Raw genomic sequence first — 25,970 nt, 5'->3', positions numbered from 1 at the left:
ATGAAATTACGTCCCGTCTCGCTCGCCATCCTCATGCTGGCAGCCAGCCTTGCCCAATCGGCACAGGCCCAGGAACGCCGCTCCTACATCGTGCAGCTGGCCGACAAGCCGGCCGCCAGCTACACGGGCCAGGTCGATGGCCTGGCCGCCACCCAGCCGGCGCCCGGCGCGCGCATCAATGTGGGCGCCGCCGATGTGCAGGCTTACCTCAGTTATCTCGACACCAAACAGGCCGCCGTGGCCGAAACCGTCAGCGCGGCCGAAATCACGCACCAGTACAACGTCGTCTTCAACGGCTTTTCCGCCTTGCTGACGGACGATGAAGTGCGGGCGCTGAAGAAAAACAGCGCCGTGCTCAACATCAGCGCCGACTCCATCCTGCAGCTCGACACCAGCTACACGCCCAGCTTCCTGGGCCTCGACAAGCCGGGCGGCATCTGGGAACAGCTGGGCGGCAAGACGCATGCGGGCGAAGACATCATCATCGGCATCGTCGACAGCGGCATCTGGCCCGAGAACACGGCGTTTGCCGACCGCCTCGACGAGAATGGCGTGCCCAGCCACAGCGGCAATAACGTCGTGTATGGCGCGCCGCCGGCCAGCTGGCAGGGCAGCTGCCAGACGGGCGAAGGCTTTTCCGCAGACAATTGCAACAATAAGCTGATCGGTGCGCGCTTTTACCGCGCCGCCACGTCGGCACTGCACTGGACGGAATTCCGTTCGCCGCGCGATTCCGTGGCCGGCCTGACGGGCCATGGCGGACACGGCACGCATACGGCATCGACGGCCGGCGGCAACAATGGTGCCATCGCCACTTCGGGCGGCGTGTCGCTGGGCAAGGTGTCGGGTATGGCGCCGCGCGCCCGCATCGCCGCGTACAAGGTGTGCTGGACGGCCGCCTCGACGGGCCGCAACGGTTGCGCCACGGCCGACAGCGTGGCCGCCATCGACCAGGCCGTGAAGGATGGCGTCAACGTCATCAATTTCTCGATCGGCCCGAATGCGGGCGGCGGCGCGTTTGACGAAGCGACGGAACAGGCTTTCCTGGGCGCCGCCAACGCGGGCGTCTTCGTCGCCACCTCGGGCGGCAATTCCGGCCCGGCCACGCCGGCGCCCGATGTGCCGGCGCCCGTGTCGCACATCAGCCCATGGCTGGCGACGGTGGCCAACTCCACCCATAACCGCCTGTATGCGGGCAATGTCATCCTCAGCAACGGCAGCAAGATCGAGGGCGCCTCGAGCAATGCGAACACGCCGGCGCTGCCGCTGATCCGCTCGCGCGACGCGGGCCTGGCCGGCGTCTCGCCGACGGACGTCAACCTGCTGCGCTGCTATGGCGCGGCCGACGCCACGTCCGCCTATCTCGACCCGGCGAAGGTGGCGGGCAAGGTGCTGGTATGCGACCGCGGCGGCAACGTGCTGGTCAACAAGAGCGGCAATGCGAAGACGGCTGGCGCGGCGGGCATGATCATCGCCAACGTGGCCGGCGGTGCCAACACCATCATCAACCAGGCGCACGTGCTGTCGACCGTGCACCTGGCGCAGGCGCAGGGCGATGCGCTGAAAGCCTTCATGGCCGGCAACCCCGACGGCACGGCGGCGCTGGGCGAAGTGCATACGATCGCCGACACCACGGTGCTGGCGCCTATCGTCAGCGACCGTTCCTCGCGCGGACCGAACGTGGCCAACGCCAACATCCTGAAGCCGGACCTGTCGGCGCCGGGCACCAACGTGCTGGCCGGCGTGACGGCCGACCTGACGCAGGCGCAGCGCGATGCGGTGGCGGCGGGCGGCGTGGCGCCAGTGGCGGAATGGGACTTCTATTCCGGCACCTCGATGGCCAGCCCGCACGTGGCCGGCGTGGCGGCACTGCTCAAGCAGCAGCATCCGGACTGGTCGCCCGCGGCCATCAAGTCGGCGCTGATGACGACGGCGTTCAGCACCTATTCCGACGGCTTGAACGGTTCCGTGTCGTGGGATGCCACGGCGAAGACCTCGGGCCAGTTGCCATGGGGACAGGGCGCCGGCCATATCGCGCCCAACAGCGCAGCCGATCCGGGCCTCGTGTATGACCTGTCGGAAATCGACTATGCGCGCTTCCTGTGCGGCCTGAATATCCGCACGCAGTATTCCGCCAATTGCGCCACCACCGGCACCATCGCCGCCTACAACCTGAACCTGCCGTCGCTGACGGCGGCCAATGTGCTGGGCACGCAAACGCTGACGCGCACGGTGACGAATGTGGGCAGCAGCAGCGCCGTCTACACGGCCTCGGCCAGCCTGCCCGGCTACACGGTGGCGGTCACCCCGGCGAGCCTGAACCTGGCGCCGGGCGCCAAGGCGCAGTTCCAGGTCAAGCTGACGCGCACCACGGCGCCGGCCGATACCTGGGTGTATGGCGCCTTGAGCTGGACGGATGGCACGCACACGGTGCGCAGCCCGCTGACGGCGCGCGGCACGGCACTGGCCGTCTCGCCGCTGGTCAGCAGCGAAGCGGCCACGGGCAGCAAGGTGCTGACCCTGGGCACGGGCTTCACGGGGCCGCTGGTCGGCATCAAGTCGGGCCTGATCGAAGCCGTGCGCCAGACGCGCACGATCGGCCAGGCATCGACGGGCGCCGCCGCATCGGCCGCCTGCAAGGCCGGTGGCGGCACGGGCGTCAATGTGCATAACGTGGTGATCCCGGCGGGCACGCTGGCCGCGCGCTTCGCCACCTATGACGCGGAAACCTCGGGCGGCGAAAATACCGACCTCGACATGGAGGTGTACAACGCCGCCAACGTGCTGGTGCGTAGCAGCGGCAATCAAAGTTCCAATGAAATGGTGGAACTGCGCCTGCCTGCCGCCGGCACGTACAAGGTGTGCCTGATCGGCTTTGCGCCGCAAAACGGCCAGGCCACCTACACGCTGTCGTCGTGGGTGCTGGCGCCGGGCGTTGCCAACGGCGGCTTCAAGGCGCTGATGCCGGGCACGGCCTTCACGGGCGGCACGGCTTCCGTGTCCCTGGGCTGGTCCAACCTGGCGGCCGGCAAGCGCCACCTGGGCGCCGTCGGCTACCAGGTCGCTGGCGTGGTGCAGGGCGTGACGGTGGTCGAGGTCAATACCGATGATCCCGTGCCGCTGTTCCAGAACGCGCGCGGCGACAAGCAGGCGCTGGCGCAATAAACGCGGCTTGATTGAGCGCAAGGCGTGCCTCCGGGCACGCCTTTTTTTATGGGCGGCCCCCGTTCGCCAGGAATAGCGCTTGCGCGGCGTCGGCGGCGCCGGTATCTTGTCGGTCAGCCATGGCTTTGTGGCCTGGCATTCTTGGGGAGTCGCGCGTGACCAGTTTCCGCACCAATACCGACCGCCTGCTGGAAGTGCGCCTGCAGGATGAAAAAGTGCTGGCCATCGCCGGCGCCATGGTCGCCTATACGGGCAGCATCAAATTTGAAAAATCCCTGCTCGGTGGCGAGGGCATCCTTGGCGCGCTCAAGCGCAAGGTGACGAACGAAGGCATGCAGGTGATGCAGGCGTCCGGCAGCGGCACCGTGTTTTTCGCGCAGAATGCGGCGGAAATCACCGTCATTGCGCTGGCGGGCGAAAAGCTGACCATCGAAAGCAGCAGCCTGCTGGCCTACGACACGAGCCTGAAGACGGGCACCAGCTTTGCCGGCCTGCGCGGCGCCAGTTCGGGCCAGGGCCTGTTTTCCACCACCGTCGAAGGCCATGGCAACCTGGCCGTCATTTCGCGCGGCAACCTGATCATGCTGGAAGTGACGCCCGCGCACCCGCTGCGCGTGGACCCGGACGCTTTCGTCGGCTTCAAGGGCGACATCCGCCAGGAATTCGTCTTCGACGTCAACTGGCGCACGATGATCGGCCAGAGTTCGGGCGAGTCGTACCAGCATAAATTCACAGGCCAGGGCGTGGTGTTCATCCAGCCCGCCGAACGTTAAGCCAGCGAGGATCAGTGATGCCTGTCTATCAGCAAATCAATGAAAAGATGCTTGAGGTAAAACTCAGCAATGAAGAAGTATTCGCGCGCAAGGGCACCATGGTGTCTTACCAGGGCGACGTCGCGTTCAGCCGCTCGTTCCTGGCGGGCCAGGGCGTGCAAAGCCTGGCCATGCGCGCCGTCACCAATGAAGGCTACGCGCTGATGTCGGCCACGGGCCGCGGCAGCGTGTTTTACGCGCACGCGGGCCTGTTCGTCACCATCATTCCCGTGCGCGGCGAAACCTTCTATGTGGAAAGCGATTCCTTGCTGGCCTTCGATGCGCGCCTGACGGCCGGCACCATGTTCCTCGGCAACCAGGGCGGCGTGCAAGGCGTGGTGCGCGGCATGGCTACGGGCCAGGGCTTGTTTACCACCACCTTCCAGGGCACGGGCGAAGTGGCGATCCTGTCCGACGGCAATGCCATCGGCTTGCCCGTCACGCCGGACGTGCCCGTGTTTGTCGATCCGCAAGCCTATATCGGCCACACCGGCCAGCTGAGTTCGACCATCGTCACGGACTTGAACTGGAAGACCTTTGTCGGCCAGGCGTCGGGCGAGTCGTACCAGGTGAAGTTTACAGGCCAGGGCACGGTCTACATCCAAGCGAGCGAAAGGTAAGCCATGACGATTTACACCCCCGATACCTTGCCGAAAAACGATAACCTGAACCGTTTTTCGTATGTCATCGACGTCAAGGAACAGATCTTCATTCGCAAGGGCAAGATGATCGCCTTCTATGGCGAACTGCGCTTCGAAGCCATGGGCAGCAGCGTGCTCGACCTGATCGTGCGCAATGCCTTCAATGCGCCGAAATACATCCACCACTTTGTCGTGGCGCAAGGGCAGGGCCAATTGATCCTCGGCGACAATGGCAACGACCTGGCTTGCTATGACCTGGACAATGCCAACATGACCATCCGCGCGAAAAACCTGCTGGGGTTTACGAAGGATGTGATTTGCCAGGAATCGACCCTGCCCGGCTACCTCACCATGATCGGCACGGGCAAGGTGATCGCCTCGTCGAACGGCCCCGTGCACTTCCTCGAACTGCCGTGCCGCGTCGACGAGCAGGCCGTGCTGGGCTGGGCCGATTGCCCCAGCCCCTCCTACCATTACGATTATGCCCACGTGCAGGGCTGGGCCTCGGCGGCCGGCGCACTGACGGGATTTACCCTGTCGGGCGAGGAAAAACAGATCGACTTCACGGGCGCCGGCACGGTGCTGGTGCAGTCGTCCGAGCTGGACGTGACGGGCAGTTCCACCCTGATGCAGCTGCTGTCGCAATTGCCGCTGCTGGGCAAGGAAGACCTGGGCAAGCTGAGCCTGTCCGTGCAGCAGCAGATGAAGGACGGCCGTTAAGCCCAGCTACTCAAGGCCGCGCCCAGCCGGGCGGCCGCTTCTCCAGGAAGGCGGCAACGCCTTCCTCCGCATCCTCTTCCATCATATTGCGCGCCATCACGTCGCCCGCATACGCATACGCGTCGTCCAGCGGCAGCTGGCGCTGGCGGTAGAACATGGCCTTGCCGTAGCGGATGGCCGTCGGGCTTTTCGCCATGATCTGCTGCGCCAGGCGCGCCACGGCGTCGTCGAGCGCCGCGTCGGCCACCGTTTCGTTAATCAGGCCCCAGTCAGCTGCCGTGTCGGCGTCGATGAAGCGGCCCGTCACCAGCATGTCGAAGGCCCGCTTGCTCGACACATTGCGCGACAGGGCCACCGATGGCGTGGCGCAGAACAGGCCCACGTTGATGCCGGAGACGGCAAAGCGGGCCGATGCGCCCGCCACGGCCAGGTCGCAGCTGGCCACCAGCTGGCAGCCGGCCGCCGTGGCGATGCCATGCACGCGGGCGATGACGGGTACGGGCAGGGCCTGGATCGCCTGCATCACGCGCGAGCATTGCGCGAACAGGGTTTGATAATACGCAAGCCGGCGCGTGGCCTGCATCTGGCGCAAGTCATGGCCCGCGCAAAAGGCCTTGCCTTCGGCCGCCAGCACCACGCAGCGCACGTGCGGCTGGCCGGCGATGAGGTCGAGTTCCGCCTGCAGCGCCGCCAGCATGGCTTCGGACAGGGCGTTGAATTGCAGCGGGCGGTTCAGGCGCAGGGTGACGAGGCCATCCTCGTCCTCGCGCAGCACGAGCGGCGCCTCGGTATCCGGTGTTGCGGTCATGCGGTCTCCAGTGGCCTGATGGCCTTGTTTTTTCAGGAAAGCTTACTTGGCGGCGTTGACGCTGCCGATGCCAGCGATCGACTTGTGCACGATCTTCGGCTTGCCGTAATAGGTGAGTTCGCCCATGCCGCGCACGACGGCGTTCAATTCGCCCGAGGAATACACCTTGACGGAGCCGATGCCCTCGAAATTGACGTCGACGTTTTTCGCCAGCAAGGCTTTCGTATCGACTTCGCCCACGCCTTGCGCCTTCAGGCGCAGCCAGTCGACCTGTCCGTCGGCGGCCAGGCGACCCGCGCCCTTGTAGCTGATATCGACGCGTGGCCCATTGAGCTTGGTCAATATCTTCTCGCCCGCGCCTTCCGCGATCAGCTTGCGCAGGGTCGGCATGGTGATGATGACGCGCGGGTCGCCCTCCGTTTTCTTGATGTTCTTGTCCTTCATCGAGATTTTCAGTTCGCCATCGACCACTTCCGTGATGACGCCGCTGAGGAACTTCTGGTCGCCGCGCAGCAGCAGGCTCTGCTCCTTGCCCGATTCGACTTCAATGCTGATGGGGCCGCGGATATCGATGGCATTGAAGGCGCCCACGGCGCGCGTCTGCTCGTCGGCATGGGCGAGGGAAGCAAGGGAGAGGACGGACAGCAGGAACAGATGGCGCATGGCGATTTCCTTGTATAGTTGATCAGTGTATTCTAGGGCGCAAGTTCTCCCGCAGGGAGAAATTTGCGATGAACTGCACAAATCGCGGCATGGAAGAGACAAGGCCGCCGCTGGCCTGCCGCGCGCCCGGCATGGCGCCATTGGTCTATGCTATGGCCTACCAAGTCCAGGAAGACTAGATGAAAAATTACCACAAAGAAGATTATCCCGTCGCCGACATCCGCCGCTTCCTCGAACCGGGGCCGGTGGTGCTGGTCAGTTCCACGTGGAAGGGCGAGAGCGATGTCATGACCATGGGCTGGCACATGCTGATGGAATTTACGCCGTCCTTGCTCGGCTGTTTCATTTCCGACGCCAATCACAGCTATGAAATGATCAAGCGCAGCATGGAATGCGTGATCAACCTGCCGACGGCCGACATGGTCGATCAGGTGGTGGCTATCGGCAATTGCAGCGGCGCCGATACGGACAAGTTCACGGCCTTCGGCCTGACGCCGCAGCCGGCCGAGCAGGTGGGCGCGCCGCTGATCGCCGAGTGTTACGCGAACTTCGAATGCAAGCTGGCGCAGGTGGCGGGCAACCCGAAAGGGGGATTTTTCATCTTCGAGTGCGTGAAGGCCCACGTGGCCACCTCGCCCAAGCTGCCCGAAACCCTGCATTACCGCGGCAATGGCGAGTTCATGGTCTCGGGCCGCACGATCAGCCGCAAGAGCCTGATGAAGCCCGAAATGTCGTAGGTCGGATTAGCGCGGCAACGCCGCGCGTAATCCGACGCCACCGCCGGCCGCGCCAGCAAGCTTGTCGGATGACGGCACCTTGCGCCTAATCCGACCTACGCTCAGATGACCCCTTGCGCCAGCATCGCATCGGCCACTTTCACGAAACCGGCGATATTCGCCCCATCCACATAGCTGACGGAACCATCGGCGCGCGTGCCGTACTGTTTGCACGCGGCGTGGATGCCTTGCATGATCTGCAGCAAGCGGGCATCGACTTCCTCGCGCGGCCACGACATGCGCGCCGCGTTCTGACTCATTTCCAGGCCCGACGTCGCCACGCCGCCCGCATTGCTTGCCTTGCCCGGCGCATACAGCACGCCGGCCGCCTCGAAGGCCTTCGCCGCTTCGATGGTGGTGGGCATGTTGGCGCCTTCGGCCACGCACTGCACGCCGTTGGCGATGAGACGGCGCGCATCGTCGATGCCCAGCTCATTTTGCGTGGCGCAGGGCAGGGCGATGTCGACCGGGACATGCCATGGCGATACTCCCGCCTCGAAACGGGCGCCCGTGCGTTCGGCGTAGTCGCTGACGCGGCCGTACAGGTGGTTCTTGATCTCCATCAAGATGGCCAGCTTTTCCGGCGTGAAACCTTCCTCGTCGATGACGGTGCCGCTCGAATCGGACAGGGTCACCACCCTGGCGCCCATGGCCATGGCTTTTTCCACCGCGTATTGCGCCACGTTGCCCGAACCGGAGACGGAGACGCGCATGCCTTCGAACGAGCGGCCGCGCGTTTTCAGCATTTCCTCGGCAAAATACACGGTGCCGTAGCCCGTCGCTTCCGGGCGCATCAGCGAGCCGCCGAAGCTGGCGCCCTTGCCCGTGAATACGCAGTCGGCGCGGTTGCTGAGTTTTTTCATCATGCCGGCCATATAGCCCACTTCGCGTCCGCCCACGCCGATGTCGCCGGCCGGCACGTCCGTATCCGAGCCCACGTGGCGGAACAGTTCGCTCACGAAGGCCTGGCAGAAGCGCATCACTTCACCCGGGCTCTTGCCTTTCGGATCGAAGTCGGAACCACCCTTGCCGCCGCCCATCGGCAACGTCGTCAGTGCATTCTTGAACGTCTGTTCGAAGGCGAGGAATTTCAGCACGGACAGGGTGACGGACGGGTGGAAGCGGATGCCGCCCTTGTACGGCCCGATGGCCATGCTGTGCTGGATGCGGTAGCCGCGATTGACTTGCACCTGGCCATGGTCGTCGACCCACGAGACGCGGAACATGACCACGCGTTCCGGCTCGATCAAGCGTTCCAGCAAGCCTTGTTCCGCGTATTTCGGGTGCTGTTCCAGGAACGGCCACAAGCTCTCCATGACTTCGGTGACGGCTTGCAGAAACTCGGGTTGACCTGGATTGCGTGCGGCGACATGCTGGACATACTCGTGAGCAGATGCGTATTTCATCAGAATTCCATGGAGGTAATCGGTTATTTGGGCAACTATCATCGCAGATTTCGCACGAAAATAGTGCAGAAATTTGGTTTTGAGGGGTTTCTGCTACATTGTGGGGCGTTTTCCGCGGGCTTCTGCGGCCGCTGCAAGGGGAACTGGTCTGCCTGGAAACACTACCAAGTGACGCTGCCGTTTCGGCGTCACGCGAAGGCTGGCGCACGCCATGGCGCGCCGTTATCGCCATGTGGCGCTACCGGCGGTTACTGCCGCCATCGGGCGAGAGGCGCGCGCTTGCACGCAGCGGTCGCCGCCATATCCCGTGCAGAAATGACAACGCCAGCCCGCAGGCTGGCGTTGTCGCGTCTCATGCAGCTTGCCTGGCACACGCCAGGACCGCTATCAGCCCGCCATGCTGCGCAGGATCAAGCCCGTGATGTAGGCGCCATAGGTGCCCAGCGCGTAGCCGAGCACGGCCAGCAGCACGCCGACGGGCGCCAGGGACGGGTGGAAGGCGCTGGCGATGACGGGAGCCGAGGCGGCGCCGCCGATGTTCGCTTGCGAGCCGACGGCCATGAAGAACAGGGGCGCGCGGATCAGCTTGGCGACGAGCAGCATCAGGCCGCCGTGCACGGCGATCCAGATCAGGCCCAGCAGGAAAAGGAAGGGCTTGTCGAACAGGGCTTTCAAGTCCATGTGCATGCCGATGGTGGCCACCAGCACGTACAGCATGGCCGAGCCGATGGTCGAGGCGCCCGCGCCTTCCAGGCTGCGCGCCCGGGTAAAGCTCAGCAGCAAGCCGAAGGTGGTGGCGAGCACGACGATCCAGAAGAAGGTCGACGTCAGGCTGTAATCCTGCAGGCGCCATGCGGCCGGCAGGGTGCTGATCCAGCTGATGATGGGGCCGGCCAGGAAGTGCGACAGGCCCGTCACGCCCAAGCCGACGCCGAGGATGATCATGATGTCGGTGAGGTTGGCAACGCGCGCGTGCTGGGCGCGGTAGCTTTCGATGCTGTCCTTGAGCGCATTGATGGCCGTCAGGTCGGCACCGGTCCAGCGGTCGAAGGCGCCCGCGCGGCCGGCCAGGAACAGCAGCACGGCCGTCCAGACGTTGGCCACCAGCACGTCGACGGCGACGAACTGGCCAAACAGGGTGGCGTCCACTTCAAACACTTCCTTCATGGCGGCCTGGTTGGCGCCGCCGCCTATCCACGAGCCGGCCACGGTGGTCATGCCGCGCCACGTGTCGCCGGCCACGGTTTCCGGATGGATCAGGCGCAGTGCTTCGAACGAGACGAGGGCGCCCAGCATCACGCCCAGTGTTCCTGTGAGAAACATGATGATGGCCTTGGGGCCGAGGCGGATGATGCCGCCGAAATCGATGGCCACGCACAGCAGCACCAGCGCGCTGGGCAGCAGATAGTCGCGCGCCACGGCGTACAGGCCGGAAGCGTTGCCGTCGATGATGCCAAACGTATTGAGCAACGCCGGTATCAGGTAGCACATCAGCAGCGAGGGGATATAGGTGTAGAACTTTTTCCAGAAGCCGTCGGAGCGGGCGGCCGTCCAGAAGACGCCCCCCAGGGTCATGGCGAGCAGGCCGAGGACGACGGCGTCATTGGTGATCAGGGCGGTAGTGGCAGGTGGCATCGGGGATTCCGGTGAACGTGTCAGGGACGCACCGGGTGCCGATAACGGCCCCGGGCGCAGGGTGGCCGTATCGTATAGCAATGTTGAAGCCTAAACAAATTATTTAGGCAGTGCCAGGCGGAATTTTTCTTGTCAAATCAAACACTTACAAACTGCTCGCCACCCCGCGCCGCCGACTGGCGGTTACAAATAACGGGCCAGCAAGGCCTTGTCCAGCGCCCCGTCGAGTTCGATGCGCACGAAGTGGCCGCTGCCGGGCGCCACGCGGATCTCGCTGCCGTCATCGCTGAGCATGCGGGTAACGGTGACGTCGCGGTTGCCACCCGGATGCACGGCCTCGAGGCGGTCGCCCACGGCGAAGCGGTTTTTCACTTCCACTCTGGCCCAGCCGTCCGTCACGTCCAGCACGTCGCCCACGTACTGGCTGCGATCCGCCTCGGAGGCGCCGCGCATGTAGTTCTGGTGCGTCTGCGTGTGGTGGCGCTGGTAGAAACCGTCCGTGTAGCCGCGGTTGGCCAGGCCTTGCAGCTGGCCCAGGAGACCGATGTCGAAAGGCCGGCCCGCCACGGCGTCATCGATGGCCTGGCGGTACACCTGCGCCGTGCGCGCCGCGTAGTACAGCGACTTGGTGCGGCCCTCGACCTTCAGCGAATCGACGCCGATGGCGACCAGGCGCTCGATATGTTCGACGGCGCGCAAGTCCTTCGAATTCATGATGTAGGTGCCGTGCTCGTCTTCGATTATCGGCATCAGCTGGCCCGGGCGCTGCGCTTCCTCGATCAGGTAGGGCTGGTCGGCCAGCGGGTGGCGCGGCTGCTGGTGCAGGGCGGAAAACGCGTTGTTGTCGGCCTCGGCCAGCGCCTGGTGGAATGCCAGCGGCACCACCTGCATGCCGCCGAGGTCGCCGCTGGCGTCTTCCGCGGCATTTTTCACCTTGTAATCCCAGCGGCAGGAATTCGTGCACGTGCCCTGGTTCGGATCGCGGTGGTTGAAATAGCCGGACAGCAGGCAGCGGCCCGAATAGGCGATGCACAGGGCGCCGTGGACGAACACTTCCAGTTCCATTTCCGGGCAGCGCTGGCGGATTTCCTCGATCTCGTCGAGCGACAGCTCGCGCGACAAAATCACGCGCGTCAGGCCCATGCGGTGCCAGAACTTCACATCGGCCCAGTTGACGGCGTTCGCCTGCACGGACAGGTGGACGGGGATCTCCGGCCACTTGTCGCGCACCATCATGATCAGGCCGGGATCGGCCATGATCAGCGCGTCGGGCCGCATGGCGATCACCGGTTCCATGTCGCGCAGATAGGTCTTCAGCTTGGCGTTGTGGGCGAAGATATTGCTGGCGACAAAGAACTGCTTGCCGCGCGCATGTGCGCCATCAATTCCCTCCTGCAAGGCTTGCAAGGTCGAAAAATCGTTATTGCGCACGCGCAAACTGTAGCGGGGCTGGCCCGCATACACGGCGTCGGCGCCAAAGTCGAAGGCGGCGTGCATCTTGGCAAGCGAGCCGGCAGGCAGGAGGAGTTCGGGAGCGTGGCGCATGGGCGAAGGGCAAAGCCGGCGATTGTAGGCGGGCTGGGGCCGTGGCGCCTTGTCTGGCGTCAAGGAATTGCCATTCCGCGCCGATGCTGGACTTCTCAGGCGTAAGGCGTGCCCGCCATGGCCGCGCCGAGGCCGGCATGGCCCCGTTCCACGATGGCGAGAAAAAGGCTTTTCGCCTGCTGCGCGTCGCCATGCTGGCGGAAGGCGCGGTGCGCCTCGATGAGGGCCGTGCTCCAGGTGGCCAGCAGCAGATGCGCCGCCAGCTGGGCCTGGGGATCGTGCGCCTCGCTCTGCGTGCTCTCGGCCAGCGCCGTCGCCACCACTTGCGCCAGCTCGTCGCGGATCGCCCGCGCCCGCGCTTTCAAGGTGTCGCTGGCTTCGATGGTGGCGATGAAGCCTTGGCCGGCGGCGGAAAACGTGATGTAGGGACTGTCTTCCGTCACCAGCCGGTGCGCCAGCTGGCGCAGGGTATCGAGGGGTGCCACGGCCGGGTCGCGCTGGCGCAAGGCGGCGCGCAGCAGTTCGCGGCCTTCTTCCTCGCGGTCGAAGAACATGTCTTCCTTGCGCGGGAAGTGGTTGAACACCGTCATGCGCCCCACGCTGGCGGCCGCCGCGATCTCGTCCACCGTCACCTGGTCGAAGCCGCGCACGAAGAACAATCGCGTGGCGACATTCGAGATGGCTTGCCGTGTGGCAAGGCGTTTGCGGGAGCGGAGGTCGGAAGGAATCGTCATGTTGCCGCGATCATACACGAAGTGTACTGAGTACAGATAACGATTGATGGCACGGCAAGGCCGGGTATACTATTTATGTACTGAGTACATATTTAGATTGAGTATATGAAATTATCCATTCCCGTGGCGGCGCTGCCTGTCATCTTCGCCACCGTCGTGCTCGACGCCGTCGGCATCGGCCTGATCTTTCCCATCCTGCCGGCGCTGCTGCGCGACGTCACGCATGCCGACAACGTGGCGCCCTACATCGGCGTCATGACGGCCCTGTATGCGTTGATGCAATTTGTTTTCGCGCCCGTGCTGGGCGCACTGAGCGACCGCCTGGGCCGGCGGCCCGTGCTGCTGCTGTCGCTGGCCGGCGCGGCCGTCAACTATCTGTTCCTCGCCTTTGCACCGAGCCTGTGGATGCTGTTGCTGGGGCGCGCCATCGCCGGGCTGACGAGCGCCAACGTTTCCGTGGCCACCGCCTACATCACGGATATTTCCGCAGAAGAAACGCGGGCGCGCCGTTTCGGCTTGCTCAACGCCATGTTCGGCGCGGGCTTCCTCATCGGTCCCGTGCTGGGCGGCGCACTCGGCGACTACGGCTTGCGCCTGCCGTTCATGGCGGCGGCCGCGTTGAACGGCTGCAATCTGCTGCTGGCCTGGCATCTGCTGCCCGAATCACGCCACCCCTCGCGCACGCCGACGCGTGGGAAGATCGACCTGGCGGCGCTGAACCCCTTGCGGCCGCTGCGCTGGGTGTTTTCGGACAAGAGCTTGCTGCCGATCACCGTCATCTTCTTTACCTTCAGCGCGGCCGGCGAAGTGTATGGCGTGTGCTGGGCGCTGTGGGGCCACGACGCCTTCGCATGGAACGGGCTGTGGATCGGCCTGTCGCTGGGCGCGTTCGGCGTATGCCAGGCGCTGGCCCAGGCCTACTTGCCCGGCCCGGCCGTGAAACTGCTGGGCGAGCGGGCCACCATCCTGGCGGGGCTCGCCTGCGCCTGCCTCGCCTTGGTCGTCATGGCGTTCGCCAGCCAAAGCTGGATGATCTTTGCCATCATGCCCGTGTTCGCTTTGGGCGGCATCGGCGCGCCGGCCCTGCAATCGCTGGCGACGCGCCAGGTCGATGTAGGCCTGCAAGGGCAGTTCCAGGGCGTGCTGGCCTCGGCCGTGAGCCTGGCGTCGGTTTTCTGTCCGCTGGTGTTTTCCAGCATCTATTTTGGCGTGAGGGCGCACTGGCCCGGCGCGATCTGGCTGTCGGTGATCGTCGTGTATGCGGCCCTCGTGCCCCTCGTGCTGGGCTTGCGCCTGCAGAAGCCGGCGGCGGCCCCCGCTGGCTAGTGCGCGTGCGAGGCGCCGCTGCTGCCGGTCTGCCCGGTCATGGGCAGATGTTCGGGCGGCATGCCATCCTTGAACATCTGACGCAGCTGCTGGCGCAGTTCCGGCGTATCCTGGTGATGGTGTACCGAGACGGCGTGTTCTACCGCAATGCCCAGCAGCTCTTCCTCGCTGTCGGCTGAGATGGCCACCGAGCAATGCATATCGCTAGGGAATTCCCGGCAATCGATGAATTTGCGTGTCATGATCGACTCCTTTCTGAATTGAGCGGGCACCGCACCCGCTCAATTCAGTATAGGCCGCAAACCAGCGAGGCCTAGGCCGCGCGGCTCTCGCCAGCCGGTTCGTCATCCAGCCGGTGCGCGGCGCCGCCGCCCTGTGCCTGCGGCGCCACAGCGGGCGGAAAATCATCGACCTGGATCAGGCCATCGACCAGGCGCGCAAATTCCAGCAAGGTGTTGTGCTCCTGGCAGCTGACCGAGCTTGCCGCCTTGGCCGCCGCCAGCCACTGCTGCATGGCGTGCAGGCTTTGCGGCAGGTGCCTGAGGGCCGCGCCTTCGGGCGTGTCTTTCAGGCGTTTTTCGATGTGCAGCACGTCCGGCAGCAAGGCCAGCGCCCGGTCGGCGCAGGCCAGCGGATCGCCGCCGTGGCTACCCTCGCTGGCGACATGGCCATCGGCCAGCAGGCGTTCGCGGTCGGCGCCGGCCGTTTGCATGGCGTGCGCCACCGCGCTGCCGAGTTCATCGGATGGCGGGCGGTGGGGCAGGCCGAACGGGAACAGCAGCACGCGCAGCAGCGCGGCCAGCACGCGCGCGGGGAAATTCTCGAGCACGCCCGTCAAGCCCTGCTGCGCCTTGAGCAGCGCGTCCTGCAGCGCCCAGTGCGCGTAGGGCAAGTCGGCCGGCGGCCTGCCATCGTCCTCGTAACGCTTCAGCACCGCCGAGGCCAGGTACAGTTGCGACAGCACGTCGCCCAGGCGCGCGGACAGGCGCTCGCGCCGCTTGAGTTCGCCGCCGAGCACGAACATCGACATGTCCGTCATGACGGCAAACGCCGTCGACAGCCGCGTCAGGGCGCGGTAATAGGGCGCCAGTTCGGGCGCGCCGGCAGCGGGCACGGCGGCCAGGCGCGCGCCGCCCAGCCCGTACCACAGCCCCCGGGCCAGGTTGCCCAGCACAAAGCCGACGTGGCCAAAGAAGGCCGCGTCGAAATCGCGTAGCGCCTTGGCGTGGTCGCTTTCGCCCACGGCGGCCATTTCCCGGAGCACATACGGATGCGCGCGGATGGCGCCCTGGCCAAAGATGATCAGGCTGCGGGTGAGGATGTTGGCGCCTTCGACGGTAATCGCGATGGGAATCTGCTGGTAGGCGCTGGCGAGGAAATTGTTGGGACCGATGCAAATGCCCTTGCCGCCGAGAATATCCATGCCGTCATTGACGAGCGCGCGGCCCCGTTCCGTGACGTGGTATTTGACGATGGCGGAAATGACGGCCGGCTTCTCGCCCAGGTCGACGGCGTGCGCGGCCAGGGTGCGCGCCGCATCCATCAAGTACAGATTGGCGCCCATGCGGGCCAGCGCTTCCTGCACCCCTTCGAACTTGCCGATCGGCATGTTGAACTGGCGTCGCACGGCCGCATACGCGCTGGTGCCGCGCACGGCCATCTTGCCCATGCCGACGCTGGACGAGGGCAGCGAAATGGCGCGCCCGGCCGCCAGGCATTCCATCAGCATGCGCCAGCCCTTGCCCACTTGCGCCTGGCCGCCGATGACCCAGTCGATGGGGATGAAGACGTCCTGGCCCGAGGTGGGACCGTTCTGGAATACGGCGTTCAAGGGATGGTGGCGGCGTCCGATCACGACGCCGTCGTGGCTGGCGGGAATCAGGGCGCAGGTGATGCCGGGAGTGTCGTCCCCGGAAAGCAGGTGGTCGGGGTCGCTGGTCTGGAATGCCAGCCCCAGCAAGGTCGCCACGGGCGCCAGCGTGATGTAGCGCTTGTTCCAGCTGAGGCGGAAACCCAGGGTGGGACGCCCTTCGTGCATGCCCATGCACGCCACGCCCAGGTCGGGGATGGCGGCCGCATCGGAACCCGCATACGGGCTGGTCAGCGCAAAGCAGGGAATTTCGACGCCGGCGGCCAGGCGCGGCAGGTAATAATTCTTCTGTTCCTCGGTGCCGTAATGCAGCAGCAGTTCAGCCGGCCCCAGCGAATTGGGCACCATCACGCTGACGGCCAGCGCCGAGCAGCGGCTCGACAGCTTCATCACCACTTGCGAGTGCATGTAGGCGGAGAATTGCTTGCCGCCATATTGTTTGGGGATGATCATGCCGAGGAAACCGTGTTCCCGCATGTAGGTCCAGGCCTGGGGCGGCAAGTCTTGCTCCTGCTGGGTTTCCCAGTCGTTGACCAATTCGCACAGCCGCTCGACGTCGTGGTCGAGAAAGTGGCGTTCCTCGGCAGTGAGCGAGGCGCGTCCATAAGCGAGCAGCTTGGACCAGTCGGGCCGGCCGGAAAACAGGTCCGCATCCCACCACGTGGTGCCCGCCTCGAGTGCGTCGCGTTCCGTGTCCGACATGGTGGGCAGGATGCGCTTGAACAGCGCCAGCAGGCGCGGGGTGAGCAGGGCGCGGCGCACGGGGCCGGGCGCGAAGAGTAGAAGCAGGCCCAGCAGGGCCACCAGCAGAGCAATCTTGAGCATGCGATATCTCCCTGTGTAATAGGAACAGGGTAGGCCGATCTGCCGAATGTTACTGTGCGGTACAGCGCATAGGGGCCATGGCCGGCAGTGTACCATGCGACGTCGAAAACAAAAAAACCAACCTGGTGGTTGGCTTTTTGATATTTTTCCAGCTGCTGCTGAATGCCTGGTGGCCCTGGGCGGAATCGCAGCGGCGACACCAGGATTTTCAGCACAGGGGCAGGCCTATTTCGCGCTTTCCATGGCTTCCACCGTGTCGAAAATATGCGCCAGCGCGCTTTCCATGGCGCCGGCAGTAGCGTCGCCGCTCTGGTTGGTGATGATGAAGACCCCGAGCTGATATTTGGGAACGACGTAGGCGTAGCCTTGCGCGCGTGGTACGCCGCCATGGTGCACATAATGCGTGCCCAACTGGCGATTGCTGCCGATGTTCCAGAAATAGCCAATGCTGAAGTCGTCCTGAAAGCGTACCAGCGGCTTGTGCGATTCGACGACCGCGCGATGGGCGCTCAATTGCAGGCGCAGGTACTTCGCCATATCCGGCATGGTCGACTTCAGGTTACCGGCTGCGCCCCAGGGCAGTTGCGGCATCGGTGTCGTGATGACGGGATTGTCGCTATGGTAGCCGGGCGCCAGCCGGCCGGCATCCTGGCCTGTAATGCTCAGCCTGGTATCTTGCATGCCGGCTTCGCGCGCGAGGAATTGCGTGAGCAGGACTTCGTAGGGCATGCCGTAGATTGTTTCGAGCGTATGCGCAATGAGTTCGGTGCCGGCGCTGGAATAGGCGTAGTCCTTGCCAAGCGGACCTTTGATGCTGACTGTATGCAAGTCCTGCCAGAATTGCCGTTGTCCATAGTTGGCGTAGGCCGCATTGAGCTTGGCAGGCGTCGCGTGTGCAGTGAAATCCTTCAACACGGTGTTCACCTGCAATGGCAGCATGCCCGGCATATTGCTGGTGTGCGTGATCAAATGGCGCAAGCGAACCGGCTGCCCCTGCGACTGCAGGTTCGGATAGGCGGCCGCCAGGTACTTTTGTATGGGATCGTCGAGCGCCGCCTTCCCATCCAGCACGGCGTTCGCCAGTAGCAGGCCGGCAAAAGTTTTGCTGACTGAGCCGATTTCATACAGCGTAGTATCGTTCGGCGGATTGGCCTTGCCAGTTTCGAGCTCGCCTTGATGCAGAATGAATTCCTTGCCGCGATAAACAACGGCTATCGAGGTCGCGTGCAGCAGTTTCGATTGCAGCAGGGTGGTCGCGGTCTCGCTCATGGCGGCAGCAATGTCGTGCGCAGGTGCCGTGGCTGCCGGCTTGCAAGCGGCCAGCATGAACGTCGTTCCAGTTATGATTGCGGCGAATTTTGTCATCATGCGCACCGTCCAGGGGGGAGGGGCATTCTCGCACAATGGGTTCGGCGGTGACAAAAAAATCACGCGCATGGTGTTGCCGGAGCGCGAACGGCGGTGCCGGATAAAAGAAAACGCCACCCGGAGGTGGCGTTTTTTTTATTCTTGGTGGCCCGGGGCGGAATCGAACCACCGACACAAGGATTTTCAATCCTCTGCTCTACCGACTGAGCTACCAGGCCAAGGCGGCGAATTATAGCAGAAAGAGATTCCACCTGACCAGAGCTGGCTGTGTTCAAATGCAACAGATGGCCAAAACATGGTGTTTTGGCATCCCAATGTACCATGAGGATGCGACGATGCAGCGACGTAATGGCGTGCAATGGCTGGTGCTGGGCGGCTTGTTCAGCGTGGTGTGCGGGACGGCCCGGGCCGATGGGCTGGCCGATTTGAATGCGGCGCTGGCCCGGCTGCAGGGACAAGCGCCGATCAAGGCGCAAGTCGAATCGAAGACCTGGCGCCGCGAGGGCGAGGGCAAGGAGGCGGAAGAGGATAGCGGCCAGGCCACGGTGGCCGTCGAGGGCGGGCCGGCCGGCTTGCAGGTGCTCTACAGCAAGGACTTGCTGGCGAAAGTCGAGGCCGAGCAGCGCGCCAAGGTGAAGGATCCGAAGGGCAAGACGCCGATCGGCTTTGCGCTGGGGGAAATGAAGGCGTCGGAGCTGCGCTCCATGGTGTCGGCGGCGGATGCCCTGTCGCGCGAGATCGACGAAGCCGTGTTCAGTGGCGAAAAGATGGACAGCTACAAGGGCAAGCCGGCGCGCCTGCTCAGTTTTACCCTGTCGCTCGACAAGGTGCCGGAGAAAGACCGCAAGTATGTGAAGAAGTTCGACGGCGGTATCGACGTGTGGATCGCCGCCGACGGCACGCCGCTGGCCAGCCGTTTTCATGTCGACTTGAGCGGGCGCGCCTTCGTCGTCGTCAGCTTTACGCAGAAAACGGACGAGACGCGCCAGTACGGCGTCAGCGGCGATCACTTATTGTTGCTGCGCAAGGAAAGCAAGAGCGCCATGTCGGGCGCGGGCGAGAAGGTGGAAAGCAGGATCGTCAAGACCTTGCAGCTGCAGTCCTGACAGGTTGCAATCCCCCACTAGCCGCTGCGCCAGCGGCTATAGCGCGGAGTTGCCGCCCAGGCCGTTCTTTTGCAGTACGCAGCGTCCCGCTTCGCAAGTGGCGCCCGGATCCGTGACGATGGAGCAGGTCGACATCATGCCATCGGCTTGCTGCTGCTTGCGGCTCGCTTCGGCTTGCGCCTGGGCCAGTGCCTTGAGTTTCTTGCCATCATTAACTTTGCTGGACCAGGCCAGGTAGCGCTCGGGGCCGCCGCACGCCTTGGCGCCGATGGCGATGGTTTGGCATTGCTGGGTGGAATCGCAGGCGGCGGCGCCCACTTCCGCCTGGATTTGCGCCAGCAAACCGGCATTGCCGGGAGCGGGCGGCGCATCGTCTTGCGTGGGGGCGCTGCCGCAGGCGCTGGCGGCCAGCAGCAGGAAGCTGGCGCACGCGGCGCGCAGCAGGGCGGAGGTGGTGGATGTCGTCATGCCTTCATCATGTGCCACGCTTGCGTAAATGGCAAGCACGATTCGCGCTAGGCGAGAACCTTGATCCCCGTCATTTTCATTATCAACTCGTCAAAGTTAATATAAATCAACATCCAATCCGCGATGTACGGGTGGCGACCGGGCCGGCGCGCTGCATTCCCGCGCCGGCGCGCGCCGCCGATTCGGGAATGTTTTCAGGAGTTAGACCATGCGCCGCACCGTATCCCCCTTCCTCTTCATCGCCAGCCTCGCATTCGGCGTCCCCCTGCATGCCGCCGAGAAAGAACCGATCCAGCCCATTGTCGCCGCCAAGGTGGGCAATCCGGCGATGGTCGAGTTGGGCAAGAAGCTGTTTTTCGACCCGCGCCTGTCGCGCTCGGGCTTTATTTCCTGCAATAGCTGCCATAACTTGAGCATGGGCGGCACCGATAACATCAAGACGTCGATCGGCCACAACTGGCAACGCGGCCCCATCAATTCACCGACGGTGCTCAATTCCAGCATGAACGTGGCGCAATTCTGGGATGGCCGCGCCAAGGACTTGCAGGAGCAGGCGGGCGGCCCCATCGCCAATCCCGGCGAGATGGCTTTTACGCACGAGCTTGCCATCGACGTGCTGGCCTCGATTCCCGCCTACCGCGCGGAATTCCGGCACGTGTTTGGCCAGGATAAACTGACCATCGAGCAAGTCACGCGCGCCATCGCCGCCTTCGAGGAAGTGCTAGTGACGCCCGGGTCCCGTTTCGATCAATGGCTAGGCGGCAAGAAAAGCGCGCTGACGAAGGATGAGCTGGCCGGCTATCGGCTGTTCAAGTCGAGCGGCTGCATCGCCTGCCATAACGGCCCTGCCGTGGGCGGCAACACCTTCCAGAAGATGGGCGTGGTGGAACCGTACAAGACGGCGATGACGGCCGAAGGGCGCTCGGCCGTGACGGGCAAGGATGGGGACCGTTTCAACTTCAAGGTGCCGACCCTGCGCAACGTGGAGCTGACCTACCCCTACTTCCACGATGGCGAGGCGGCGACCCTGACGCAGGCCGTCGACGTCATGGGCCGATTGCAGCTGGGCCGCACGTTTACGCCGGACGAGAACGCCAAGCTGGTGGCCTTCCTGAAAACCCTGACGGGCAAGCAGCCGCACATCGTGCTGCCGATCCTGCCGCCATCGTCGGATACCACGCCGCGGCCCGTGCCGTTTGACTGAGTGATTGGCCCGGGGGCAGACCCGGCGGGTCTGCCCCCTTTCGTTGCTTCCGTGCCGCCGAATGCGCCGGCATAAAAAAATGCCCGCATCAAGCGGGCATCGCGGTTTATTTCAATGTTCTCTGGAACAATTGATAGATGCGGCGGTACTCGTCATACCACGCTTCCGGTTGCACGAAACCATGACGCTCCATCGGGTAGCTGGCCATTTCCCAGTTGTCCTTCTTGAGCTCGATCAAGCGCTGCGACAGGCGCACGGAGTCCTGGTAAAACACGTTATCGTCGATCATGCCATGGGCAATCAGCAGGTTGCCCGTCAGCTTGTCGGCGTATTCGATCGGCGACGAGATTTTATACGCTTGCGGATCGACGTCCGGCGTGTTCAGGATGTTCGCCGTGTACTCGTGGTTGTAGGTGGTCCAGTCCGTTACGGGACGCAGGGCGGCGCCGGACTTGAACACGTCCGGTGCGCGCATCAGGGCCATCAGGCTCATGAAGCCGCCGTAGCTGCCGCCATAGATGCCCACGTTCCGGATGTCGCCCTGATGTTGCCGAGCCAGCCAATTGGCGCCGTCGATGAAGTCTTCCAGTTCCGGGTGGCCCATCTGGCGGTAGATGGCCGTGCGCCAGGCGCTGCCGTAGCCGAGCGACGCGCGGTAGTCGACGTCGAGCACGATATACCCCTGTTCCACCAGCAGGTTGTGGAACATCTGTTCGCGGAAGTAGACAGGGTAGCGCTCGGTCACGTTCTGCAGGTAGCCGGCGCCGTGCGCGAACATGACGATCGGATACTGTTTACCGGCTTCCAGTTTGGCGGGGCGGTACAGCTTGGCCCAGATCGGTGCCGCGCCATGCGTGGACGGCACTTGCACCAGTTGCGGCATGACCCAGTTGCGCGCCTTGAAGGCGTCGCTGCGCGTATCCGTCAGGATCGTCGCCTTGCCGCCCGCGACGGCAACCGTCGCCAGCTGGGCCGGCATATAGCTGGTGGAATAGCGCAGCAACAGCTTGCCGCCATCGGGCGACAGGCCGAAGTTTTCCACGCCTTTCAGATTCGTCACTTCGCGCGCGCCGCCATCCCTGGCCGTGCTGGCGCACACTTCGTACGTGCCTGGCGCCTGCGGGTTGCACATGAAGTAGGCGGTCTTGCCGTCGCGGCTCCATTCGACGGCGCTCACTTCCCACTGGCCGCTGGTCAAGGCGCGCGCCGGCGCGGCGCCCGTCTTCGTGTACAGGTGGGCATAGCCGCTTTCCTCGGACACGTACCACAGGGTGGCATTGTCGGGCAGCCAGCCGAATTCGTCGGCGCGGCGGTTGACCCAGGCCGTGTCGCTGATGCGGTGCACGGGCAGCAGGGCGGCGTTGGCCAGGTCGACGTTGGCGATCCAGCGGTCCTTGTTGTCGATGGCGCGGATGCGCACGGCTACCTTGCTGCCGTCATCGGTCCAGGCGATGCCGTCGCGCTGCGCATCGACGCGCACGCCACGGTTGCCTTTCAGGGGCGCCAGCTTCTGTTCGGCGCGCAGCGAGGCCAGCGGGTCGGTGGCGATGCCGGGCAGGCTGTCGAAGCCGATCTCGCGTACCTGGCCCGTGCGCAGGTCGGCCAGTTTCAGGCTTTGCGCGATGGGCATGTTGCGGCCCACGCGCGTGCGCTCGTCGTCCGCTTCCGGGTAGCCCGTTTCCGTGACGTAGCGGGCCAGTTTGCCCAGCTTGCCTTTTTCGGCAGCCTTGTCCTGCGTGACGAACAGCAGCCAGCGGCCGTCCGGCGACAGGACGCTGCCGGAAATCGTCACCTTGTCTCCCAGGTAGAGCGGTTCCGGCGCGCGCGTGCTGTCCAGGCGGCGCTCTTCCTGGCGCCGTTCGCGGCTCGCCTCGCGGTCTTCCTTCTGGCGCGCCAGGTTGACGATCAGGCGCAGCTGCAGCTCGCGCAAGGCGTCCGCTTCCGGCTTGGCGTCCGGGTCCTTGGCCGCGCGCAGCAGGGCGACGGGGGCGCTCAGGCGCTCGGCACGGTTCCAGCTGAACCAGTCGGTGCCGCTGCGGTACTGCACGGCGGCGCCGTCGTTTGAATATTGCGGGTCGCTGATGGCCGAGACGCCGCGCGTGATCTGGGTCAAGCTGCCGCTTTTCAGGTCGCGCTCGAACAAGTCGCCGTTGCGCAGCAGGATGGCGCGCGTGCCGGCGCGGTTGAGCACCATCTGCTGACCGTCGAGGTTCGCCAGTTGCGCATCGTCGACTTTCTTGCCGCTATTGAGCTTGGCGCTGGCGTTTGGCAATTGATAGGTGTCGCGCAGGGGCGAGCCGATGCGTTTCTGCTTGTAGTAGAGCTGGCCATTCCAGCCCCACCATGCCGCTTCGACGGGCGTGCCGATCCAGTCGGGATCGGCCATGGCCTGGTCCAGCGTGATCGGCGTGGGGGCGGTGGTGGTGGGGGCCGCGCTGACGGCGGGAAGGGCGGCGGCCAGCAGAGACAGCAGCAGGGAAGGGGCCAACAGGGGAAGAACCAGACGCATCGGAGATCACTTTAACGAGGAGATGGTGAAGGTACAGGCTATGAGGCCGGTATTCTAGCGGAGGAGTTTCATACAGGAAATGTCGGAAAGCTAAGAGCGGGGTCGGGCCAGCCAGGTGACAAAGTCGTCGAGCGGCATGGGCCGCGCAATCAGGTAGCCCTGCAGGCCGTCGCAGGCGTGGGCGGTGAGGAAGTCGGCCTGCTCCTGCGTTTCCACGCCTTCGGCCACGACGCGCAAGCCCAGGTGGCGCGCCATGGCCAGGATCGCCTGCACGATGGCCGTGTCGCGCGCGTCGCGGATGAAGCGCTTGTCGATTTTCAGCTCGTACAGCGGCATCGACGTCAGGTAGGCGAGGCTGGAATAGCCGGTGCCGAAATCGTCGATGGAAAAGCGGATGCCGAGGGCTGCCAGTTCGCGCATGCGCGCCAGCGAGGCGTCGCGCTGGTCGATCAGCAAGCCTTCCGTCAGTTCCAGGATCAGGGCGGTGGCCGGCGTGCCATGCTCGGCCAGCGTGGCCTGCACGCGGGCGGCGAAATCGGGCTGGCGAAACTGCGCCGGACTGACGTTCACGGACACGGCGATGAGCGATCCGGCCTGCGCCAGCAGCGTGGCGGCGCGGCACGCCTCGCGCAGGGCCCAGTGCCCGAGCCTGACGATCAGGCCCGATTCCTCGGCGATGGGGATGAACACGCCGGGCGCGATTTGGCTGCCGTCCGGCTGCGGCCAGCGCATCAGCAATTCGGCGCCCGTCACCCGACCGTGGCGGTCGACCTGCGGCTGCACGTGCATGCGCAGCTGGCCCGCATCGAGGGCGCGCGCCAGCGCCCGTTCCAGGGTCAGGCGGCGCTCCAGGCCCGCCTGCATGGCCGCCTCGAAAAAAGCGATGCCATTGCGTCCTTCCGCCTTGGCGCGGTACATGGCGATGTCGGCTTCGCGCAGCAGGTCGTGCGCCTGCTGGCCCGCTTTCGGCAGCAGGGTCACGCCGATGCTGGCCGAGCAGTGGTAGGACTGGCCGCCGATATCGAAGTCGCGCGCGATGGCGGCGCGGATTTTTTCGGCCACCTGGGCCGCCGCGCGGGCGGCGCTGTCGACGTCGGCGGCCAGGTGCGCCAGCAGCACGACGAATTCATCGCCGCCCAGGCGCGCCACCGTGTCGGCCTTGCGCATCAGCTGTGCCAGCCGTTCGCCCGCCATGCGCAGCAGCGCATCGCCGGTGGCGTGGCCGCGCGCGTCGTTGATGTGCTTGAAGTGGTCGAGGTCGATGAACATCAGCGCGCTGATTGTATGGTCGCGCGGCGCGGCGGCCAGCAGGTGGCCGATGCGGTCCATCAGCAGGCGCCGGTTGGGCAAGCCCGTCAGCACGTCGTAGAAGGCCAGGCGGTGGATGTCCGCTTCCGATTTCTTGCGTTCGTCGATTTCGCGCTCGACGGCCACCCAGTGCGTCTGCCTGCCGTCCGCATCCGTGAACGGCACCAGTTCCACTTCCACCCAGTACGCCTTGCCGCTCTTGTCGTAGTTCAGCAATTCCGCGCGTGCCGGCTGGGCGCCGGCCATGGCGGCGGCGATGCGCGCCAGTTCGTCCGCATCGGTGGCGGGGCCCTGCTGGAACAGCAGGCTGCGGCCCAGCGCCTCGGCGCGCGCATAGCCGCTGCTGCGTTCGAAGGCGTCGTTGACGAAGATGATGCGCGTGGCAGGCGCCGCGCCCGTACCGGCATGGGCGTCGGCCACCTCGGCGATCATCACCATGTCGTTCAGGCGGGCCAGCGCCGTGGCGGTCAGGCCCAGCTCGGCGTTGAGCTGCGACAGGGCCTGGCCGCTGCGTTCCAGGTGGCGCAGCAGGAAGGCGCAGGATAGGGTCAGCACGGCGGCGATGAACAGGAAGTTCAGGGCCACGATCAGCGCGCGCAGCACGGGAGAATCGGGCACGCCGTGCATGTGCAGGGCGACGTCGGGATGCAGGCCCAGGAAAAAGATGGTCAGCGAGGTCAGCGCCAGCGTCGACAGCGCTGGCAGCATGCCCAGCAACAGCGCCGCCAGCACGGGCATGATCATCATGTAGATCTGGCTGACGGGGCCGATTTTCAGCAGCAGGCCGACGCCCACCAGGTAGGCGACGATGAGGAATTGCCACACGCGCCAGCGGTAGGGCATGGCGCGCAGATGCCAGATGACGCCGATCCAGCCGATGGCCAGTATGTCGAGGGCGACTATGGACCAGATAGCTTCGCGCGCGGCCAGCAGCGCGCTGGGAATGGCAGTCACGATGCCAAGCAGCAACACCACCTGCAGCAGGCGGGTAAAGACCAGGCCGCGCCAGTGCGCGAGATCGCTCGATATCGCCACGCTGCCGTCCTTCCCCCTGGGTGAGCTATTGCCGCGCCGTTCATAC

The 25,970-nt window shown here is 64.8% G+C and carries 20 protein-coding genes and 1 tRNA gene; 8 read left to right on the top strand and 13 right to left on the bottom strand.

Annotated elements, in window-relative coordinates; all coding sequences use genetic code 11:
- The 4 genes from O0880_RS15880 to O0880_RS15865 all read left to right on the top strand — a co-directional run bounded on the left by O0880_RS15880 (position 1) and on the right by O0880_RS15865 (position 5,338).
- The gene (locus O0880_RS15880; protein ID WP_071325500.1) at positions 1-3,165 is read left to right on the top strand and encodes a S8 family peptidase; all 3,165 of its coding nucleotides are present in this window, start codon (positions 1-3) and stop codon (positions 3,163-3,165) included.
- A gap of 155 nt (positions 3,166-3,320) precedes the next feature.
- Positions 3,321-3,938 carry an AIM24 family protein gene (locus O0880_RS15875; protein ID WP_198043804.1) on the top strand — a complete coding sequence of 206 codons (618 nt, stop codon included), beginning with the start codon at positions 3,321-3,323 and terminating at the stop codon, positions 3,936-3,938.
- A gap of 17 nt (positions 3,939-3,955) precedes the next feature.
- Entirely contained in the window at positions 3,956-4,597 is a 642-nt protein-coding gene (locus O0880_RS15870) for an AIM24 family protein (protein WP_289887398.1), read from the top strand.
- 3 nt (positions 4,598-4,600) lie between these two features.
- On the top strand, positions 4,601-5,338 hold the full coding sequence (locus O0880_RS15865; RefSeq protein WP_071325498.1) for an AIM24 family protein: 738 nt from the start codon (positions 4,601-4,603) through the stop codon (positions 5,336-5,338).
- Between the two features lie 10 nt (positions 5,339-5,348).
- Here the strand turns inward: O0880_RS15865 and O0880_RS15860 are convergent, their stop codons facing one another.
- Positions 5,349-6,146, bottom strand: a complete 798-nt coding sequence (locus O0880_RS15860) for an enoyl-CoA hydratase (protein WP_289887397.1) — start codon at positions 6,144-6,146, stop codon at positions 5,349-5,351.
- A gap of 42 nt (positions 6,147-6,188) precedes the next feature.
- On the bottom strand, positions 6,189-6,809 hold the full coding sequence (locus tag O0880_RS15855) for a head GIN domain-containing protein (protein WP_071325496.1): 621 nt from the start codon (positions 6,807-6,809) through the stop codon (positions 6,189-6,191).
- A gap of 179 nt (positions 6,810-6,988) precedes the next feature.
- On the opposite strand from O0880_RS15855, the gene O0880_RS15850 reads away from it, so the two are divergent.
- Positions 6,989-7,546 carry a flavin reductase family protein gene (locus tag O0880_RS15850; RefSeq protein ID WP_071325495.1) on the top strand — a complete coding sequence of 186 codons (558 nt, stop codon included), beginning with the start codon at positions 6,989-6,991 and terminating at the stop codon, positions 7,544-7,546.
- Positions 7,547-7,647: 101 nt separating this feature from the next.
- Here the strand turns inward: O0880_RS15850 and gdhA are convergent, their stop codons facing one another.
- The 4 genes from gdhA to O0880_RS15830 all read right to left on the bottom strand — a co-directional run bounded on the left by gdhA (position 7,648) and on the right by O0880_RS15830 (position 12,905).
- Positions 7,648-8,991, bottom strand: coding sequence for an NADP-specific glutamate dehydrogenase (gene gdhA, locus O0880_RS15845; protein ID WP_289887396.1), 1,344 nt, complete (start codon positions 8,989-8,991; stop codon positions 7,648-7,650).
- A 387-nt stretch (positions 8,992-9,378) separates the two neighbouring features.
- On the bottom strand, positions 9,379-10,626 hold the full coding sequence (locus O0880_RS15840) for a DUF819 family protein (RefSeq protein WP_071325493.1): 1,248 nt from the start codon (positions 10,624-10,626) through the stop codon (positions 9,379-9,381).
- A 183-nt stretch (positions 10,627-10,809) separates the two neighbouring features.
- Positions 10,810-12,171: a tRNA 5-hydroxyuridine modification protein YegQ gene (yegQ, locus tag O0880_RS15835; RefSeq protein ID WP_289887395.1), complete on the bottom strand. Its 1,362-nt coding sequence runs from the start codon at positions 12,169-12,171 to the stop codon at positions 10,810-10,812.
- Positions 12,172-12,266: 95 nt separating this feature from the next.
- The gene (locus tag O0880_RS15830) at positions 12,267-12,905 is read right to left on the bottom strand and encodes a TetR/AcrR family transcriptional regulator (protein WP_289887394.1); all 639 of its coding nucleotides are present in this window, start codon (positions 12,903-12,905) and stop codon (positions 12,267-12,269) included.
- 105 nt (positions 12,906-13,010) lie between these two features.
- Between O0880_RS15830 and O0880_RS15825 the strand changes: the two genes are divergently transcribed.
- On the top strand, positions 13,011-14,231 hold the full coding sequence (locus O0880_RS15825; RefSeq protein WP_289887393.1) for a TCR/Tet family MFS transporter: 1,221 nt from the start codon (positions 13,011-13,013) through the stop codon (positions 14,229-14,231).
- On the opposite strand, the gene O0880_RS15820 is transcribed toward O0880_RS15825, so the two are convergent.
- The 4 genes from O0880_RS15820 to O0880_RS15805 form a co-directional block, all read right to left on the bottom strand.
- Positions 14,228-14,473 (bottom strand): DUF1059 domain-containing protein, encoded by a 246-nt coding sequence (locus O0880_RS15820; RefSeq protein ID WP_289887392.1) that lies wholly within the window; start codon positions 14,471-14,473, stop codon positions 14,228-14,230. The genes O0880_RS15825 and O0880_RS15820 overlap by 4 nt on opposite strands.
- Positions 14,474-14,544: 71 nt before the next feature.
- Entirely contained in the window at positions 14,545-16,926 is a 2,382-nt protein-coding gene (locus O0880_RS15815; protein ID WP_289887391.1) for an acyl-CoA dehydrogenase, read from the bottom strand.
- A 225-nt stretch (positions 16,927-17,151) separates the two neighbouring features.
- Positions 17,152-18,294, bottom strand: coding sequence for a serine hydrolase domain-containing protein (locus tag O0880_RS15810; RefSeq protein WP_289887389.1), 1,143 nt, complete (start codon positions 18,292-18,294; stop codon positions 17,152-17,154).
- Positions 18,295-18,436: 142 nt separating this feature from the next.
- A tRNA-Phe gene (locus tag O0880_RS15805) sits at positions 18,437-18,512 on the bottom strand.
- A 117-nt stretch (positions 18,513-18,629) separates the two neighbouring features.
- Here O0880_RS15805 and O0880_RS15800 point away from each other — a divergent pair.
- Positions 18,630-19,400: a hypothetical protein gene (locus O0880_RS15800; RefSeq protein WP_289887388.1), complete on the top strand. Its 771-nt coding sequence runs from the start codon at positions 18,630-18,632 to the stop codon at positions 19,398-19,400.
- A 36-nt stretch (positions 19,401-19,436) separates the two neighbouring features.
- On the opposite strand, the gene O0880_RS15795 is transcribed toward O0880_RS15800, so the two are convergent.
- Positions 19,437-19,868 (bottom strand): hypothetical protein, encoded by a 432-nt coding sequence (locus O0880_RS15795; RefSeq protein ID WP_289887387.1) that lies wholly within the window; start codon positions 19,866-19,868, stop codon positions 19,437-19,439.
- A 208-nt stretch (positions 19,869-20,076) separates the two neighbouring features.
- Here O0880_RS15795 and O0880_RS15790 point away from each other — a divergent pair, with 208 nt between their 5' ends.
- A complete protein-coding gene (locus O0880_RS15790; RefSeq protein ID WP_289887386.1) occupies positions 20,077-21,072 on the top strand; it encodes a cytochrome-c peroxidase in 996 nt (331 codons plus the stop codon).
- Positions 21,073-21,178: 106 nt separating this feature from the next.
- Here O0880_RS15790 and O0880_RS15785 read toward each other — a convergent pair whose 3' ends face one another.
- Together O0880_RS15785 and O0880_RS15780 are read right to left on the bottom strand one after the other, a co-directional pair.
- Positions 21,179-23,581, bottom strand: a complete 2,403-nt coding sequence (locus O0880_RS15785) for a S9 family peptidase (RefSeq protein ID WP_289887385.1) — start codon at positions 23,579-23,581, stop codon at positions 21,179-21,181.
- A gap of 90 nt (positions 23,582-23,671) precedes the next feature.
- The gene (locus tag O0880_RS15780) at positions 23,672-25,924 is read right to left on the bottom strand and encodes an EAL domain-containing protein (protein WP_289887384.1); all 2,253 of its coding nucleotides are present in this window, start codon (positions 25,922-25,924) and stop codon (positions 23,672-23,674) included.
- Positions 25,925-25,970 lie beyond the last annotated feature (46 nt).

The organism is Janthinobacterium sp. SUN118, from assembly GCF_030397695.1.
Lineage (GTDB): Bacteria > Pseudomonadota > Gammaproteobacteria > Burkholderiales > Burkholderiaceae_D > Janthinobacterium.
Note: the sequence above shows the minus strand (reverse complement) of the source record. Positions and strands in the feature narration are given on the sequence as shown.

Excerpts from the sequence above, each read along its gene's own strand:
- O0880_RS15870 (WP_289887398.1), top strand. The coding sequence starts at position 3,956 with ATGCCTGTCTATCAGCAAATCAATGAAAAGATGCTTGAGGTAAAACTC.
- O0880_RS15850 (WP_071325495.1), top strand. The coding sequence starts at position 6,989 with ATGAAAAATTACCACAAAGAAGATTATCCCGTCGCCGACATCCGCCGC.
- O0880_RS15865 (WP_071325498.1), top strand. The coding sequence starts at position 4,601 with ATGACGATTTACACCCCCGATACCTTGCCGAAAAACGATAACCTGAAC.
- O0880_RS15785 (WP_289887385.1), bottom strand. The coding sequence starts at position 23,581 with ATGCGTCTGGTTCTTCCCCTGTTGGCCCCTTCCCTGCTGCTGTCTCTG.
- O0880_RS15855 (WP_071325496.1), bottom strand. The coding sequence starts at position 6,809 with ATGCGCCATCTGTTCCTGCTGTCCGTCCTCTCCCTTGCTTCCCTCGCC.
- O0880_RS15880 (WP_071325500.1), top strand. The coding sequence starts at position 1 with ATGAAATTACGTCCCGTCTCGCTCGCCATCCTCATGCTGGCAGCCAGC.
- gdhA (WP_289887396.1), bottom strand. The coding sequence starts at position 8,991 with ATGAAATACGCATCTGCTCACGAGTATGTCCAGCATGTCGCCGCACGC.
- yegQ (WP_289887395.1), bottom strand. The coding sequence starts at position 12,171 with ATGCGCCACGCTCCCGAACTCCTCCTGCCTGCCGGCTCGCTTGCCAAG.
- O0880_RS15830 (WP_289887394.1), bottom strand. The coding sequence starts at position 12,905 with ATGACGATTCCTTCCGACCTCCGCTCCCGCAAACGCCTTGCCACACGG.
- O0880_RS15790 (WP_289887386.1), top strand. The coding sequence starts at position 20,077 with ATGCGCCGCACCGTATCCCCCTTCCTCTTCATCGCCAGCCTCGCATTC.
- O0880_RS15800 (WP_289887388.1), top strand. The coding sequence starts at position 18,630 with ATGCAGCGACGTAATGGCGTGCAATGGCTGGTGCTGGGCGGCTTGTTC.
- O0880_RS15860 (WP_289887397.1), bottom strand. The coding sequence starts at position 6,146 with ATGACCGCAACACCGGATACCGAGGCGCCGCTCGTGCTGCGCGAGGAC.
- O0880_RS15795 (WP_289887387.1), bottom strand. The coding sequence starts at position 19,868 with ATGACGACATCCACCACCTCCGCCCTGCTGCGCGCCGCGTGCGCCAGC.
- O0880_RS15815 (WP_289887391.1), bottom strand. The coding sequence starts at position 16,926 with ATGCTCAAGATTGCTCTGCTGGTGGCCCTGCTGGGCCTGCTTCTACTC.
- O0880_RS15820 (WP_289887392.1), bottom strand. The coding sequence starts at position 14,473 with ATGACACGCAAATTCATCGATTGCCGGGAATTCCCTAGCGATATGCAT.
- O0880_RS15840 (WP_071325493.1), bottom strand. The coding sequence starts at position 10,626 with ATGCCACCTGCCACTACCGCCCTGATCACCAATGACGCCGTCGTCCTC.
- O0880_RS15825 (WP_289887393.1), top strand. The coding sequence starts at position 13,011 with ATGAAATTATCCATTCCCGTGGCGGCGCTGCCTGTCATCTTCGCCACC.
- O0880_RS15810 (WP_289887389.1), bottom strand. The coding sequence starts at position 18,294 with ATGATGACAAAATTCGCCGCAATCATAACTGGAACGACGTTCATGCTG.